General features: G+C 39.6%; 11 protein-coding genes. 5 read left to right on the forward strand and 6 right to left on the reverse strand.

Annotated features, from left to right (window positions below; all coding sequences use genetic code 11):
• Nucleotides 1-22: 22 nt before the first annotated feature.
• The 4 genes from QNI15_RS02945 (at nucleotide 23) to QNI15_RS02960 (ending at nucleotide 7,884) form a co-directional block, all read left to right on the forward strand.
• Nucleotides 23-3,334: a SusC/RagA family TonB-linked outer membrane protein gene (locus tag QNI15_RS02945; protein ID WP_314030431.1), complete on the forward strand. Its 3,312-nt coding sequence runs from the start codon at nucleotides 23-25 to the stop codon at nucleotides 3,332-3,334.
• 80 nt (nucleotides 3,335-3,414) lie between these two features.
• On the forward strand, nucleotides 3,415-5,115 hold the full coding sequence (locus QNI15_RS02950) for a RagB/SusD family nutrient uptake outer membrane protein (RefSeq protein WP_314004865.1): 1,701 nt from the start codon (nucleotides 3,415-3,417) through the stop codon (nucleotides 5,113-5,115).
• A gap of 124 nt (nucleotides 5,116-5,239) precedes the next feature.
• A complete protein-coding gene (locus tag QNI15_RS02955; protein WP_314004863.1) occupies nucleotides 5,240-6,937 on the forward strand; it encodes a glycoside hydrolase family 43 protein in 1,698 nt (565 codons plus the stop codon).
• Nucleotides 6,938-7,077: 140 nt separating this feature from the next.
• Nucleotides 7,078-7,884: an alpha/beta hydrolase gene (locus QNI15_RS02960; protein ID WP_314030432.1), complete on the forward strand. Its 807-nt coding sequence runs from the start codon at nucleotides 7,078-7,080 to the stop codon at nucleotides 7,882-7,884.
• A 494-nt stretch (nucleotides 7,885-8,378) separates the two neighbouring features.
• On the opposite strand, the gene QNI15_RS02965 is transcribed toward QNI15_RS02960, so the two are convergent.
• From QNI15_RS02965 to QNI15_RS02990, 6 genes are all read right to left on the reverse strand, one after another.
• Entirely contained in the window at nucleotides 8,379-9,137 is a 759-nt protein-coding gene (locus tag QNI15_RS02965) for a hypothetical protein (protein ID WP_314030434.1), read from the reverse strand.
• 43 nt (nucleotides 9,138-9,180) lie between these two features.
• On the reverse strand, nucleotides 9,181-9,900 hold the full coding sequence (locus QNI15_RS02970) for a GNAT family N-acetyltransferase (protein WP_314005470.1): 720 nt from the start codon (nucleotides 9,898-9,900) through the stop codon (nucleotides 9,181-9,183).
• Between the two features lie 140 nt (nucleotides 9,901-10,040).
• A complete protein-coding gene (locus tag QNI15_RS02975) occupies nucleotides 10,041-10,205 on the reverse strand; it encodes a hypothetical protein (protein ID WP_313982298.1) in 165 nt (54 codons plus the stop codon).
• Nucleotides 10,206-10,283: 78 nt separating this feature from the next.
• A complete protein-coding gene (locus tag QNI15_RS02980) occupies nucleotides 10,284-11,003 on the reverse strand; it encodes a siderophore-interacting protein (protein ID WP_314030436.1) in 720 nt (239 codons plus the stop codon).
• Between the two features lie 102 nt (nucleotides 11,004-11,105).
• Nucleotides 11,106-11,975 (reverse strand): helix-turn-helix domain-containing protein, encoded by an 870-nt coding sequence (locus QNI15_RS02985; RefSeq protein WP_314030438.1) that lies wholly within the window; start codon nucleotides 11,973-11,975, stop codon nucleotides 11,106-11,108.
• A gap of 57 nt (nucleotides 11,976-12,032) precedes the next feature.
• The gene (locus tag QNI15_RS02990; protein ID WP_314030440.1) at nucleotides 12,033-14,024 is read right to left on the reverse strand and encodes an amidohydrolase family protein; all 1,992 of its coding nucleotides are present in this window, start codon (nucleotides 14,022-14,024) and stop codon (nucleotides 12,033-12,035) included.
• Between the two features lie 200 nt (nucleotides 14,025-14,224).
• Between QNI15_RS02990 and QNI15_RS02995 the strand changes: the two genes are divergently transcribed.
• Nucleotides 14,225-14,953, forward strand: coding sequence for a hypothetical protein (locus QNI15_RS02995; protein WP_314030442.1), 729 nt, complete (start codon nucleotides 14,225-14,227; stop codon nucleotides 14,951-14,953).
• Nucleotides 14,954-15,028 lie beyond the last annotated feature (75 nt).

The following is a 15,028-nucleotide window of genomic DNA, read 5'->3' on the forward strand; positions in this document are numbered from 1 at the left end:
ACCTCAACTACTTTTTATCTTTATGAGAAAGTTTCTACCTAAATTGAAACTGCTGGTCATGCTTTTGCCAATTGTTAGCAGTTATTCACCAGTTATTGCTCAGGAAATAGCCTCTGCCTATTCTGGAATATCAATAAAAGAACAACCTAATAATCTTCAGATTCAAAGTTTAAAAACAGTACTAACAGGTTTAGAAACGAAATACAAAATTTCGTTTTCATACGACCGTATGACCATCGAGCACAAATCGGTAAAGAAAGAACACCGTAAATACAGATCACTGGACGATGAACTTACATCTGTACTTACCCCACTAAATCTCAACTACCAGAAACTGGACTCCAACCTCTATCTGATTGTACCTGTTGCACCCCGGTCAAAAGATCAATCTTTTTATTCCCCGGCATCTGAAATAGCAGAAAGTCTGGCGACAACTATTACAGGTAGTGTCAAAGATAATGAGGGAGTCGCCCTTCCTGGTGTATCCGTTGTGTTGAAAGGAACCATTACAGGCACCACGACCAATCATGAAGGGAAATATTCCTTATCGATCCCTTCCGATAAATCAGATCAGGTGTTGGTCTTCTCATTTATTGGATATATGAGTATAGAAGTGCCTGTTGGTAATAAGACTGTTGTGGATGTGGTTTTACAGGCAGATGTTAAAGCTCTCAGCGAAGTAGTAGTAATTGGATATGGTACTGTGAAAAAATCTGATCTGACAGGTTCTGTAGCCTCTGTTCGGGAGAAAGAACTCACAGCTATTCCGGTAACCAACGCACTGGAATCTCTTCAGGGAAAAGTAGCAGGTCTGGATCTGACACGTACCAGTGGACAACCAGGAGCCGGACTAAACTTCACTATTCGGGGTAACCGTTCATTGAGTGCCAGCAACCAGCCTCTTATTCTGGTAGATGGTATTCAGTATAGTTCTACTGTCGATATCAATCCAAACGATATCGCCTCTATTGAAGTACTAAAAGACGCTTCCTCTACAGCCATTTATGGAACACGGGGTGCCAATGGAGTAATTCTGATTACGACCAAAAAGGGTGCATCAGGTAGTACAAAGGTGTCATTCAACTCGTATTATGGCGTGCAAAATATGACTGGGTATGCCGATATTATGGATGGTCCACAGTGGGTACAGTTACGCAGAGAAGCGCGACGCACAGCCGGTGAATGGAACAGCCCAGAAGATGACAGCAAAATCTTTAATGCAACCCAACTGGAAAACTATAACAATGGTATCTGGACAGACTGGGCTAAAGAAATACTGGGTTCAGGAAGTCAGCAGAACTATCAGATTGGTCTATCCGGAGGAAGCGACAAAACCACCTTTTATGCATCTCTGGAATATTTCAAAGAGAAAGGTCTCTTGCGCAACGATGATCTGCAACGATACAATGGACGGTTTACCCTGGAACATTCCATACATAAAAACCTGAAAGTAGGCATCAACCTGCTTTATACCTATAAGGATCGGAATGCACGCAACAACCCCCTCAATCAGGCCAATAAGATGAGTCCATTGGGACGACCCTATGATGATGAAGGTAATTTCCTTACTTTTCCAGTAGGTGATGCTTCTACACTGAATCCGCTGGTAGATGAACAACCAGGGGCATTTGTGAACAATACCATTGAAAAAAGGATGTTTTCTACACTCAATTTAAACTGGGAGATCGTCAAAGGACTAAGCTTTCAGACACGGTTGGGGGTTAATACAGTTGATTCCAGAACAGGCTACTTTGCAGCTACCAACACCATTGACGCAGGACCAAACGGACAATCTATTGCCAGAGCCAGTGAAAATCCGTATCAGGGCATAACCTGGGAAAACTTCCTAACATTTGATCAGGCTGTAGGTATTCACTCATTTAATGTTGTAGCAGGAACCAGTACGATTAAATCCAGAGAAGAAACGTATAGTGCAGAAGGAAGGAACTTATCCTCTCCTACTTTCTCCTATCACAACCTGGGTGCATCACAGAACGCGATTCAGATTCAAAGCAAAATTCTGGAATCGCAACTGGCATCCTACTTTGCTCGTTTCAGTTATAAGCTTGCAGACAAATATTTGTTCAATGCCACTCTTCGGGCTGACGGGTCATCTGTATTAGCCAAAGGACATAAATGGGGATATTTCCCTTCTGCTGCTGTAGCCTGGAAACTAAAAGAAGAAGGCTTCCTTCGTCCCGTAGATCTGGTATCAGACCTGAAAGTACGTGCCAGCTATGGTATTTCAGGAACCAGTGCTGTGCAACCTTACCAGACAACTGGTGGTTTGGGTAAATCGACGTATGCCTTTGATCAGGGCAACTCGGAAGTACCAGCCTATGGCTATTTTCCCATGATATTGGCAGCACCTCAACTTTCCTGGGAGAAAACAGCTACTACCAACTTCGGAATAGATTTTGGCCTTATGAATAACCGTATTACAGGTTCGGTCGATATTTATCAGCAGGATACAAGGGATTTACTTTTACAACGAAACATTCCAACCTCTACAGGATACCGTACTACCTGGGATAATATTGGAAAAACCAGAAACCGGGGTATAGAAGCTATATTGAGTCTCGTTGCACTGGACAGTAAGGGAGGTTTCCGGTGGAATACAGATTTCAACTTCACCTCCAACAAAGAAGAAATACGTCAGCTAAGTCTAGGTAACCGGGATCTGGCGAATAGTTGGTTTGTAGGATCACCTACACAGGTATGGTATGACTATGAGAAAATTGGTATCTGGCAACTAAATGAAGAAGATGAGGCGACCAAATACGGACAGATACCTGGACAAATCAAAGTAAGAGATCTGGACAACAATGGTACCATCACTCCTGAAGATAGAATTATATTGGGTACTCAACGACCTAAATGGACACTTGGAATTAATAACCGCTTTAGCTACAAAGGTTTTGAGTTAACTGTGTTTGTCTATTCCCGAATCGGACAGATGATCTCCAGTGAGGCAGCGAACTCTTATAAGATTGACGGCCTGGAAAATGGAACTGTAGTAGATTACTGGACACCGGAAAATCCTACCAATGCCTATCCTCGTCCTGATAGCCGTACCAATCGTACTGCTGCCCGTTATTATAGTACACTAAAATATGTCAACGGATCTTTTACTAAAATACGGGATATCACATTGGCTTATACATTTCCGGATGCGATCCGAAGCAAACTTTCTTTGTCACGGTTACGAGTGTATGCCAGCGCCAAAAACTATTTTACATTCAGCAAGATGGCACCTTATGATCCGGAACGTGGAGGAGCCCTGGACTTCCCAATGACCCGACTGATAGTATTTGGTATCAACGCTGATTTTTAAAATGAGTATGAATCAGATCCCGGTGCATGCCGGGTAACAATTATTGCTTGTGATTTATCGTGTATTAAACTGACATCAATATGCACACCCGATCTTTAAATAAAATAGTTGTATGGGCTTTGGCTTTTAGCCTTTTTTCCTGTAATGATTTTCTGGAAGAAACCAATTACAGTGGCCTGACAGCTGATAGGTACTATGCCACTCAGGCTGGAATGGAAAGTTTGATCAATACCTGCTATACCCCTATGCGTTTTTGGTATGGCAAGGAAAATGGTCTGGCACTCACCGAAACAGGAACCGATGTTATGACCCGTGGCAACGGACTGGAAAACCCTCCTGTTGCAGAATATAACTCGGAACTCAGAGGGGCCAATGCTCCCCTGGCGTTTTACTGGGAGCGTTTTTATGCAGCCTTGAATGCATGTAATACAGCCATTGGAAGAATTGGTGCCTCACCTCTGTCTGAGGAACTGAAAAAAACCCGTGAAGGGGAAGCGCGTTTCCTGCGGGCATTTTATCTGTGGCATATTGTAGAAACCTGGGGAGGCGTGCATTTTACAACAGAAGAAACAAATGGGCTGATACTGACTGCCAATCGTACACCTGTTGAAAAATTTTATGAACAGATTTTTGAAGATCTGCGGATTGCCACTGAAAATCTACCGGCTGCAACATCTGATTATGGACGGGTAACTAAACCCGCAGCGGAAGCATTTCTGGCACGTATGCACCTGACTCGCAAAAATTATAGTGAAGCATCTCGTCTGGCAAAAAAAGTAATCAGTGATTACAATTATAAACTAGTGCCTTCATTTTCTGAGCTCTGGAATATTAATAACATCAAAAACACAGAGGCAATCTTTGTTGTCAACTTTACAACAGATCTGATTCTGAACCGCGAGATTGATGAGACAATTGGAGATAATTCCTCTTCTCTTACTATACGGGATGGAGGTAACAACTCGCATATGATGTTTCTGATGACTTATGACCAGCTTCCTGGTATGCAACGCAGTATTGATTATGGACGACCATTTGCCCGTATTATGCCTACTACCTATCTGCTGGATTTATTTGATGAAACCAAAGATTCCCGTTTTGTTACTACCTTTCAGAGTGTATGGGCCAGTAACAAGCCTGGAACCTATAAAGTTAATAATGGAGATACGAAACAAGACGAAAAAGAAGTGACCTTCAAATCTGGTGACACTGCTATCTACGCTACCAAGTATGTTATTCCCAAAGAAGCAAGAATAGCAAAGAAATATACTGTACTGGATCGTAGTAAAACCTATAACACAGACGGTACTATCAAAGTACGGGACCGGTATATGTCACTGAAAAAGTTTCTGGACCCTACCCGACTCACCATTTCTCAGCAACAAGGTAAGAGAGATGCTTTTGTATTGCGTCTGGCAGAAATGTATCTGATTGTGGCAGAAGCAGAAATGAATCTTGGCAATCTTGATGAAGGAACTACCTACTTCAATGCAGTCCGGAAACGTGCCGCACTACCAGGGAAAGAAAGTGATATGTTGATTACAGCCGATGATCTCACCATTGATGCAATACTTGATGAAAGAGCCCGCGAGTTTGTAGGCGAGCAGTTACGCTGGTTCGATCTGAAACGTACAGGCAAGTTACTAGAGCGGGTAAGACTGTATAATCCGGATGCCAAAAACAACATTCAGGATTATCATCTGGTACGTCCTATCCCTCAGGTACAGCTGGATGCTGTAACCAATAAAAGTGAGTTTTTTCAGAATGAAGGATATCAGTAGAAGTTGTATCCATTCTGTAATACATTACTATCAGCCTTCGGTCTCAGTGCCGAAGGCTATTTCATTTATAACCCACATAACAGATAAAGCCTGCTATCTTATATATACAATCAACTTTATATCCATGCAATACAAATACTTATTCTTCCCATTCTTTTTCTCTCTTCTGTTCTTGGCTTTTTTTCTTTTCCAGAGTTCATCTACCCTCGCTCAGGCACAAAAGACTACTCCAAAAACTACCTCTCCGATACCTACTACTCCGAATGCGCTATCAAAGGTATGGGTAGCAGACAATGGGGATGGCACTTACAAAAACCCGATACTCTATGCAGACTACTCAGATCCGGATGTTTGCCGGGTAGGTGATGATTTTTATATGACAGCCTCTTCCTTTAATTGTATTCCAGGTCTACCCATTCTTCATTCACGTGATCTGGTCAACTGGTCTTTGGTTGCTTATGCACTAGACCGCCAGCCGCCTTATGACCATTTTGCGAAACCTCAGCATGGCAATGGTGTCTGGGCTCCTTCCATACGCTACCATAAAGGAGAGTTTTATATTTTTTATCCCGATCCGGATTTTGGCATCTATCGCATCAAAGCCAAATCTGCTACAGGTCCCTGGGAAACTCCGGTCTTGATTAAATCAGGTAAAGGTCTTATAGATCCCTGCCCTCTATGGGACGAAGATGGCAAAGCCTATCTGGTACACGCTTTTGCAGGAAGTCGTGCGGGTATAAAGAGTGTATTGGTAGTCAATAAAATGGACGTAGAAGCAACCAAAATGCTTGATGAGGGAGTGCTTGTATTTGATGGACATAACAAACATCCTACACTAGAAGGTCCCAAATTCTACAAACGCAATGGATATTACTACATTATGGCTCCGGCAGGTGGCGTAGCTACCGGATGGCAAATGATATTACGATCCAAAAACATCTATGGACCCTATGAAGAAAAGATAGTATTGGACCAGGGAAGTACATCTGTCAATGGACCTCATCAGGGAGCATGGGTTGAGTTGACATCTGGTGAATCCTGGTTCTTTCATTTTCAGGATCTGGAAGCATATGGCCGTGTAGTTCATCTGCAACCTGTCAAGTGGGTAAACGACTGGCCAGTAATGGGCGTTGACAAGGACGGTGATGGCAAGGGAGAACCTGTACTTACCTACAAAAAGCCTAACGTAGGCAAAACATATCCTCGAATCACTCCTCCAGACACAGACGAATTTACTACACATCCATTAGGATTACAGTGGCAATGGCATGCCAATCCTCAAGCTACTTGGGCTTTTCCAAATAGCAGTGAAGGGTATCTGCGGTTATTTTCATACCAACTGCCTGAAAGTTTTAAAAACTACTGGGATGTACCTAATCTAGTACTACAGAAATTTCCGGCTCCAACCTTTACTGCTACGACCCAACTCACCTTCTCACCTTCTGAAAAACTGCAAGGCGAAAAAGTTGGTTTGATGGTCATGGGAATGAACTATTCCTATCTATCTCTAAGCAAAACAGATAAAGGGATATATCTATCACACAGTACTTGTACACAAGCAGATAAGGGCAATGCAGAGAAAGAAACAAGTGGTTTACTTATTAATACCAAGAAAGTCTGGTTTCGGGTAAAGGTAGCACAAGGAGCCATTTGTCAGTTTAGCTACAGTACCAACGGAACAGACTTTACAGATATAGGATCAGCCTTCACCGCCAAACCAGGCCGGTGGATAGGAGCTAAAATCGGTTTCTTTTGCACTCGTCCAACCCAAACCAACGACTCCGGCTTTGCGGATGTCGACTGGTTTCGGGTTGAGAAGTAAGGCAATTTACTATTTCTATCCAACTAAAAAGTGAAGAACATATACCCATTTCATTATCAAGTTCAATCAAAATTTTCCTATGATTACTAGAATATTGCTCAAATAGCCCTATTATTGGAGTAACTATTCCTAACATACTCATGAAAAAAACTTTACTATCTCAATTCTTTTTCCTTTTTGTATTTTCAATCACCATCTGCCAGGCTCAGTTTGATGACAAATTTTACTTCCCATCCAAAGAATGGAAACCAATAACAGACCTGAAATACGAAGAAGTATTTCTGGATACAGATACTGTAAAACTGAATGGTATTTTTATAAAACCACAAAAGAAAGCTAAATCAACGATACTGTTATTTCATGGAGCAGGCGGAAATGTATCTTCTTACACCTATATCGCAAAACCGCTGGTAGACAAAGGATTTCAGGTCTTTATGATTGACTTCAGAGGATATGGAAAATCTACAGGAAAGCCCACACATGTGAATATTCTAAAGGATGGTCAACTGGTGCTTGACTATCTTGTAAAAAGAAGTGACGTAAAAGGCACTAAATTAATTTTGCTGGGTGTTTCTATCGGGTCTCAGGTGGCTACACGTCTGGCAAAGGATAATAAAAGCAGTGTTAGTGCCCTTGTTCTTGACAGTCCGCTGAGCTCTTTTACGGATATAGCCGCATTCTATGCACCCAAGGAACAACAAGACGTTATTAAACAATACCTCATTTCTCCTTACTCAGCGAAAGAAGACATCACTTCAGTTGAGGTACCCAAACTGATTATTCACAGCAAAGAAGACAAGGAAGTTCCATTTGAACAAGGTCAGGTAGTTTTCAATGCAGCAAAAGATCCTAAAACGTTCTGGGAGACTACAGGAAAGCATATTGATGCAGCTAAAGTAGCAGGACCGGAATATGCTGAGCGTATTGAGAAAATACTCTCCAAATAAGATAGTAAGGCTTATTTAGGCAAGAAACACAGCCTGTTAGCATAGTAAATACAAGAGATAATGAATTGATGTACTATCAATAAAATATGAACCGGAGACTATTTTCTGTAATTGTAGTTGTGTTAATTATAAACTTCTTGTATTCTTTTATATCATTTAAAGTTTGTGAACATGAAATAATAGAGGTTACAGCTGATTTGAAAACTTATAAAGAAGAAATAAATAATTACCCATCTACTTCAAAAGAACGAATCAAGAGGAGAATTACCAACTTTGCATATAGCATTCCAATCCATCAGTCTTATAAAGAAGGATGGTTGTATAAGATGTATATTGATGGATTTCTTTTATTCTGTGGCCTATTTTATTATTATTATTTAAAATATATTATTGAACCAAGCTATCTATAACGCATAATAAAATCATAGACATCATTCACAAAAAATGCCCGACTCTAAACCGGGCATTTTTTGTGATATACTTATTGTTCTATTCTAATCAAAGAAGGATTGTTTTTTAGTAAACTCCTTAATAAGGTCTAGATTGACTGAGCCTTTATAAAACTTACCAGGCGTTATCTCGCTTGAAATCGTATACATACTATCCAATCTTTGTAATGCTGTGTACCCTAATGTATCACTTATGACACCTCTACCTGAATTTGGTGAAAATTCCAGATTATACAGTCCAATGATGCCTTTTGATCGGGAAGCCACTATACCACAATAGGATGGTTTAAAGTACCACGAACGAGTAAATCGATATAGGGTATCCTTTAAATATGTATCATAAAATTTTTCGTTTAAGGTAACCCAAAGGTAGTTTGTCAGTCTATGCAAAGAAAACAAGGTATCTTTCTCTGATAAAGCGAAATTTAAGACTGGTGCAACAACTATATTACACCTATTATACTTCTTTGGTTGATCTATATATAATATCTCATATGTACTCTGTATGCACTGCTTATCAAATTCATTTAATGACAAGAAATTATATAAAGTATCACCTTTGATGTAACAATAACTGTCAATTAAAAAAGACTTATAAATTAATGAAGTGGTTATATTAAATATTTCACTATTATTATAATAATACCCTGTCTTTTTTATTTGTAAAGGATTATAAGACTCTTTTATATCATAAAATAGTCTTTCTGTGTCTTTTTCATTATCACATGCATATAGCAAAAAAAATGTAGTAATTATTATTACATGATGAAAGTTTGGGCTGAGCTTTTTTTGAACTTGAAGCATTCGTTTTTCTTTGATTGTTACCATTTACATCTTCTATATACCTCTATTTTCTGATTCGGTAGGTTTCGATTTCTCCATAAGCTGTAAACCCTAATTTTTTATAAATGGGTTCTCCCATCAATGATGCGTGAAGTACACAATAGATACTTCCATTTGCTTTAGCCTCCTGTAGTAAATATCTGGTCATAGTCGTAGCAATACCCTTTCCTCTCCCATTAGGAGTTGTCCCTATCATATGCAATCCGGCATTATTGTCTGAATCAAAAAATACAATTCCACAACCTATACTTTCATTCTCTTCTGTGTATATAAACACACGAATCTGCTCTGACTGAGAGACAATAGTAGAAATAACGTGATCTCCTACATAATACCGAAACGATTCAGATGCTGTTTTAGCAAAAGCTATTGATTCTGCATCTGTTTTTACCTGTCGAATAGTTGTAGTAACTATTGGTTTTGCCTCCAAAGACCTCAGATCAATTGCCATATTTCTTTGTCCAGACAAAAAATCAAAATCGGGATTAGTGTTTAGTATATTAGGCTTTTGAGTAGTGATTATACCAGGTAGTTGGCTTGCATGGCTTAGTTGACGGATCTCATCAATAACTAACTTTGAAGCTTCAAAATCAAAGATTCTGTTTGGCCAATCAGAGTGAGGTACAGAAACAGCAGAGTATAACGTTGTCTTTTTTAGGGTATGTGTCAGTTGCCCAATATGAGTCCAGAATTCGTATAGATTTTTCACAATAGGCTTGTCCATTTTACAAAGGTTCTTTTTGGTAAAACCAACACACCCTATCGATAATTTGTTCGTCTCTGCTATCCTGCTCTCCGACATCTACTTCAAAGTTGTTTGCTTACAAATGGTATCTACATAAAAGCTGTCTATTATAGCTAAACCTACTCCAGTTCTATACAATCAAAATTTTGCTGCTTTAATAACTCAATTACCTTCGCGGTCAGTAAGGTATGACTATCAATACGTAAAATATGGTCACAATCTGCTAAATCAAAATTCCACTTCGCATCAGCTAACAATGTGTCCAGACGAGATTTAAGAGACATTACAGCTTTTTTTGTTTTTACAGTTGTCTTAAACACATAAATCATAAACATTGATTCTTTTTGTATGGTACTGAATACTTATAAGCCTACTTTACCTTCCATCCAATAGGCTTTTGCCAGGACTCTTCCTCTGAAGTTCTTTTGCTTTAATACACGTTTCACTGTTTGAATAGATCTGGCATTCCCTGTCAAGACAAAGTTGCTATCCTGCCATGTATCCAAATGAAAGACAGGCAAACTGCCAACAGAGCTCTCATTCTGAAACGTCCCATCCTTTGAAAATACAGTGTAATTATCTAATCCAAGCAGTCCTGGTACAGCACTATTTTCCTTATCCAGCTCCAGATAAAAATGACAGTCATGTTGTTTATACTTTACTACATCTAAAAAGGAATAAGCTAATCCCAACGATGTTTCATCTCCAATAATTACATGTTGACTTACAGACGGATCATATTGTTTCATTCCTCTGGGAACACTTATCCGAATTTGGTCACCAGTTGTCAAAGCATTCATAAGGCGACTTCCAGGAGCATCCCCATGTAGATGAACAATAATCTCTACAACACCTTTTTCGGTATCACTATAGGATACTGTATAGTTTCTGTATTCCGTATCAGTCACTCGTATCAGGATAGCATAACCAATATGAAAATCCATATCAGATATATCTCCCTGAAAACATATCTTTTTAACAAACGGCGTTATGTATTCAGTATTTATCACTGTCATCAAAGGAAATTTGGAAGCAAATAAACCTTCTAGGGTATTACCTAGCCACTTAGCTACTTTTGGCATGTTTCAAACAAGTTTGCAGTTGTACTTTTCGTATGTCAGTGTATGTTGTACAGTGCAAAGTACGGTTATTGCCTTTGTGGCAGCAATGCAGAAAGGAGGGTATTACTTAGACGAATCGAGGTTTTTACTCCGGAAAGCGACTGGGGTTATTCCGGTAATCTTTGTAAAAAGACGGGAAAAATAAGCGTAATCTTCATAGCCTAATTCGCTAGCCACTTCTTTTACAGATTTGCTGGAATGAAACAATATTCGTTTTGCTTCCAGAATCACCCGTTGCTGAATATGATAAGAAACAGAATGGCCTGTCACATTTCTGATACACTCATTCAGATAAGGTACAGAAATATGTAATAGGCTGGCGTATTCTGCTGGACGCTTTATCTCAGCAAATCTACGTTCCAGAAGTAGTTTGAACTCATGTGTAACCGTACTAAAGCGAGAGACAGTGGTATTTGAACTTTTCCGTTCCAGATGAAAAGACAGAAACATTCCTGCAAAAGCATTGATATAGTCCTTTACCAATAAGGTATATAGTCTATTATCCTTTTGCTCAGAAATAGCAACACATAACCGAATAGCCTGATCAAAAAGAGTAACCATATCCGGAGTTAATACCAAAGGGGATGCAGGCAGAACAAGCTCATTGAATAGTTGCAAATATTCCGGATTAAGCTTTTCATTGAGAATACCTAACATATAACCTTCTGAATGCTCAACGCTTACAGTACGATGTACCTGGCTGGGATGAATATATAAAATGACAGGACCTTCCATTTTATATTCTATAAAATCCACTTCCATACAAATTTTCCCTTTTTCCAGCATATGAAAAAAATGAAAATCATGCCGATGAGGGTGTCCCGCCTCCTGATAGGAAGAAAAATCTTCAGATACTATCTTTCCTACAGCGGCTCCTGCTTCAAAATGCTCAATATAGGATCGTACAGGTATTGACTTTGTTTTTTTGGCCATTCTTTTTTTAGGCAATAAATCGTATACAAAGCTATCTCTTACGAGCAAAGTTTACACCTACTCAAAATACTTCACAGAAATAGCTTTCAGAAGTTTTTTGGGATCATACAGATTACCATCTTTTACAACCAGTGATACTCTGCGAATATCACTAATGTTTCGGATTGGATCTCCATCTACCAGAATAACATCCGCAATTTTTCCTTTGGTAATTGTCCCCAATACATCCAGTTTGTTAGAAAGTTTTGCGGCATTGTACGTAGCCGTTTTTAATACTTCAGTGGTAGGAATGCCGGCTTCTGCATATAGTTCCAGTTCCCGATGCAGAATAAACCCTGCCAGATCATCCGTACCAGACACAATCAGGATACCTGCATCATAAAATTTTTTGACAAGTTTTTGCATTGCCTTCATGGCGTTCCGATAGGTTTCTTCCTGACCTGGAGGTGGCGTTAATGCACCCCATGAGGCATTGCGTTGCATGGTCGCAGGCAAACGACTCATAATTTTGGAATACCCCAATGAAGGTTTACTAGGACTACTGGTAAACATTCCTTCAAAAACTCCCAGTGTAGGATCTATTGAGATGTGTTTGTCCTGAAACAGTTTCACAAAGTCTTTAAATTCCTTGCTTTCAAAGTCCAGCGAAGCGGCCTTCTCCCCTACCAGTGTAAACCGACGCATAGAACGAGTATCTACTGTATCCCCATAAAAGTTTAGAAACAACATGTTGGCATGCGTAATTTCGTTATACCCGGCATTAATAGCTTGTGTTGCAGTCATATGAGAAGGAATATGGCCTGCTACTCTCAAACCCAGCCGATGTGCTTCATCAGCCATTGGTTTTACCCATTCAGGTTTAATAGAACTGTACAGCTTGATCTGCTGGTATCCTAGTGAATCGTATTTCCGTATAGCACGGATTCCTTCTTCCAGATTGGAAACAGATATACCAAGTGGAACAGTATAAGGTCCATCTCCATCAATAATTCCACTACGATATACAATCCTCGGACCAATCACCTCTCCATTGTCAATCTGCTGCTGGAGTTCCAGCAAACTTAGTGAGTTGCCCATATCACGAATGTTGGTAACCCCACACGCTATGTTCAACAAACCTTCAGATCCGCCACCATAATGTGTATGCATATCCCATAAGCCAGGCAATAATGTCTTTCCTTTTCCCTCTATAATCGTATATCCTTTGGGTACTTTAAGACTGGCATCTCCTACATCCTGGATCTTCCCATCTATGATCAGAACGGTTCTTGCAGGCAAAACCTTCCCTCTTTCGGAGTCAAATACATTGACATTGTGAAAAGCAATTTCTGTTCTGGACTTACTGACAAGCTGACTGGTCAGTTTGCTATAATAGCCATCCATCTCTTCTTTTTGTATTTGATACAAATCGCCTGCATCATCCCTCACATCCTCACGAACTTCAGTAAAAGAATCACTGAAAGAACCCAGACTCATCTGATTTTCATCCAGCCAGAAAAGTGATGGATCAAAACCCAGCCCTGTAATTGAATACAAATAGGCTTTCTTTTTGTTTTTAAGTATATGCTCTTTTAGCAATCGGATAGATGACTGTCCGGCAGGTAACAAATCAATCTTTTTCTCAGGAGAGGCAAGCAATGCCCATGCTAGATAAGGAGCATCCGCTTCAGTACTTAGATATATAGCAGGCTTGGTGACAGAAACTTGCTGTTTCTCAGCAGTATTTTCCCAGCGAGCAACACTATTTAGTAATTCATAAGTCTCAGCCACTTTGCCTTTCATATAGTTATTACCCTCTACATGTAGAGAGGTCACAATACCTTGTGAAGAGATCTTGAATGTAGTTAGTAATTTAGGTCCACGCCCTCTGTCATTGTATTCCTGATACGAAGCATACTGACGAGGTCCAGTCTGACAAAGCCAGCTATATCCAGCCTTCCTGCCATTAAAAAGGATGTCATATTTTAATGTATCACCAATTGGTAGCTTACCCTGAGCGAATAAATAAGTTTGACTTAGCAACAAAAACAGGGAGACGATTCTTTTCATAGTGGTTGTAAATTTCTCTGAGTAAAAGCTATATACTATTTTGTTGGACTTCATTATTTTGTGGCCTTCTTACTCTGATATTCTAACTTACCATTGGTAAGGCCAAAGTATCTATATACCAGAAATAGTATCTGATTTGTAAAGATAATTTTTAAATAAGCTCTCACACTAAAAAACAATAATTTTACATAGGGACAAACATGCTTACATCTTGCTTTAAAAAATGGTGGATACCCATTGTATTTTGGGTTGCTGCACTTGGGTTGGTTATAGTAAGCAACTGGACACCACTCCCTTTCCTGGGAATGGCAAGCTTTATCCTTTTAACTCTATCACTACTATTCCTTTTTGGATCGGTAGTCTATCACCTAGTGTATCGTCGCTGGCTCAAAGCTATCCTCACAGGGTTACTTGGAGTGGGAACAATAGCAGGAATCATTCTGTATGCCGTGTTTATTTTTGCTATGGAACAACTAGATGGAGACAAATGGGCTGATAATCTGACTATACCCACCAATATTACGCTGAACACTCCTAAGGAGCAATCAATCATAAGCTCTGACTCTATAGACCATAGTACAGGGAAAGCTTTTGACTTTGAGCTGTACAATTCTTTTCAACCAGGATTGTATGAATATGCTATCTGGATAGGGAAAACAGAACCTGGAACTATTTACTTAAAAGCATATGAAGTGACGCAGGAGTATCCACTCTCCACAGATAACCTGGCGAAAAGCAGTTCTATTAAGATAATCAATGATACAGATAGTATTATACAATTTGGAACCAAAGATCATTTTACTATCTATGAGGGAGACTGGGGCAAACCGTATGCTGCCAGATTTGAAGTATGGTTTCATCCTGACAATGGAAATCCGGATAGAAAACTCACAGAGAAGATCTACAAGATTGAAGGATGGCAAAGATAAGAGTCATGGCTGTATACTCTAAATAAAACAATGGCATGGCTGAAAGACAACCATGCCATTGTATACACAAACTTA

The organism is Xanthocytophaga flava (genome assembly GCF_030068545.1).
GTDB classification, from domain to species: domain Bacteria; phylum Bacteroidota; class Bacteroidia; order Cytophagales; family 172606-1; genus Xanthocytophaga; species Xanthocytophaga flava.

What these genes read in the sequence shown, in the direction of transcription:
- QNI15_RS02945 (WP_314030431.1), top strand. Translation starts at nt 23, where the DNA reads ATGAGAAAGTTTCTACCTAAATTGAAACTGCTGGTCATGCTTTTGCCA.
- QNI15_RS02950 (WP_314004865.1), top strand. Translation starts at nt 3,415, where the DNA reads ATGCACACCCGATCTTTAAATAAAATAGTTGTATGGGCTTTGGCTTTT.
- QNI15_RS02955 (WP_314004863.1), top strand. Translation starts at nt 5,240, where the DNA reads ATGCAATACAAATACTTATTCTTCCCATTCTTTTTCTCTCTTCTGTTC.
- QNI15_RS02960 (WP_314030432.1), top strand. Translation starts at nt 7,078, where the DNA reads ATGAAAAAAACTTTACTATCTCAATTCTTTTTCCTTTTTGTATTTTCA.
- QNI15_RS02965 (WP_314030434.1), bottom strand. Translation starts at nt 9,137, where the DNA reads ATGCTTCAAGTTCAAAAAAAGCTCAGCCCAAACTTTCATCATGTAATA.
- QNI15_RS02970 (WP_314005470.1), bottom strand. Translation starts at nt 9,900, where the DNA reads ATGGACAAGCCTATTGTGAAAAATCTATACGAATTCTGGACTCATATT.
- QNI15_RS02975 (WP_313982298.1), bottom strand. Translation starts at nt 10,205, where the DNA reads ATGTCTCTTAAATCTCGTCTGGACACATTGTTAGCTGATGCGAAGTGG.
- QNI15_RS02980 (WP_314030436.1), bottom strand. Translation starts at nt 11,003, where the DNA reads ATGCCAAAAGTAGCTAAGTGGCTAGGTAATACCCTAGAAGGTTTATTT.
- QNI15_RS02985 (WP_314030438.1), bottom strand. Translation starts at nt 11,975, where the DNA reads ATGGCCAAAAAAACAAAGTCAATACCTGTACGATCCTATATTGAGCAT.
- QNI15_RS02990 (WP_314030440.1), bottom strand. Translation starts at nt 14,024, where the DNA reads ATGAAAAGAATCGTCTCCCTGTTTTTGTTGCTAAGTCAAACTTATTTA.
- QNI15_RS02995 (WP_314030442.1), top strand. Translation starts at nt 14,225, where the DNA reads ATGCTTACATCTTGCTTTAAAAAATGGTGGATACCCATTGTATTTTGG.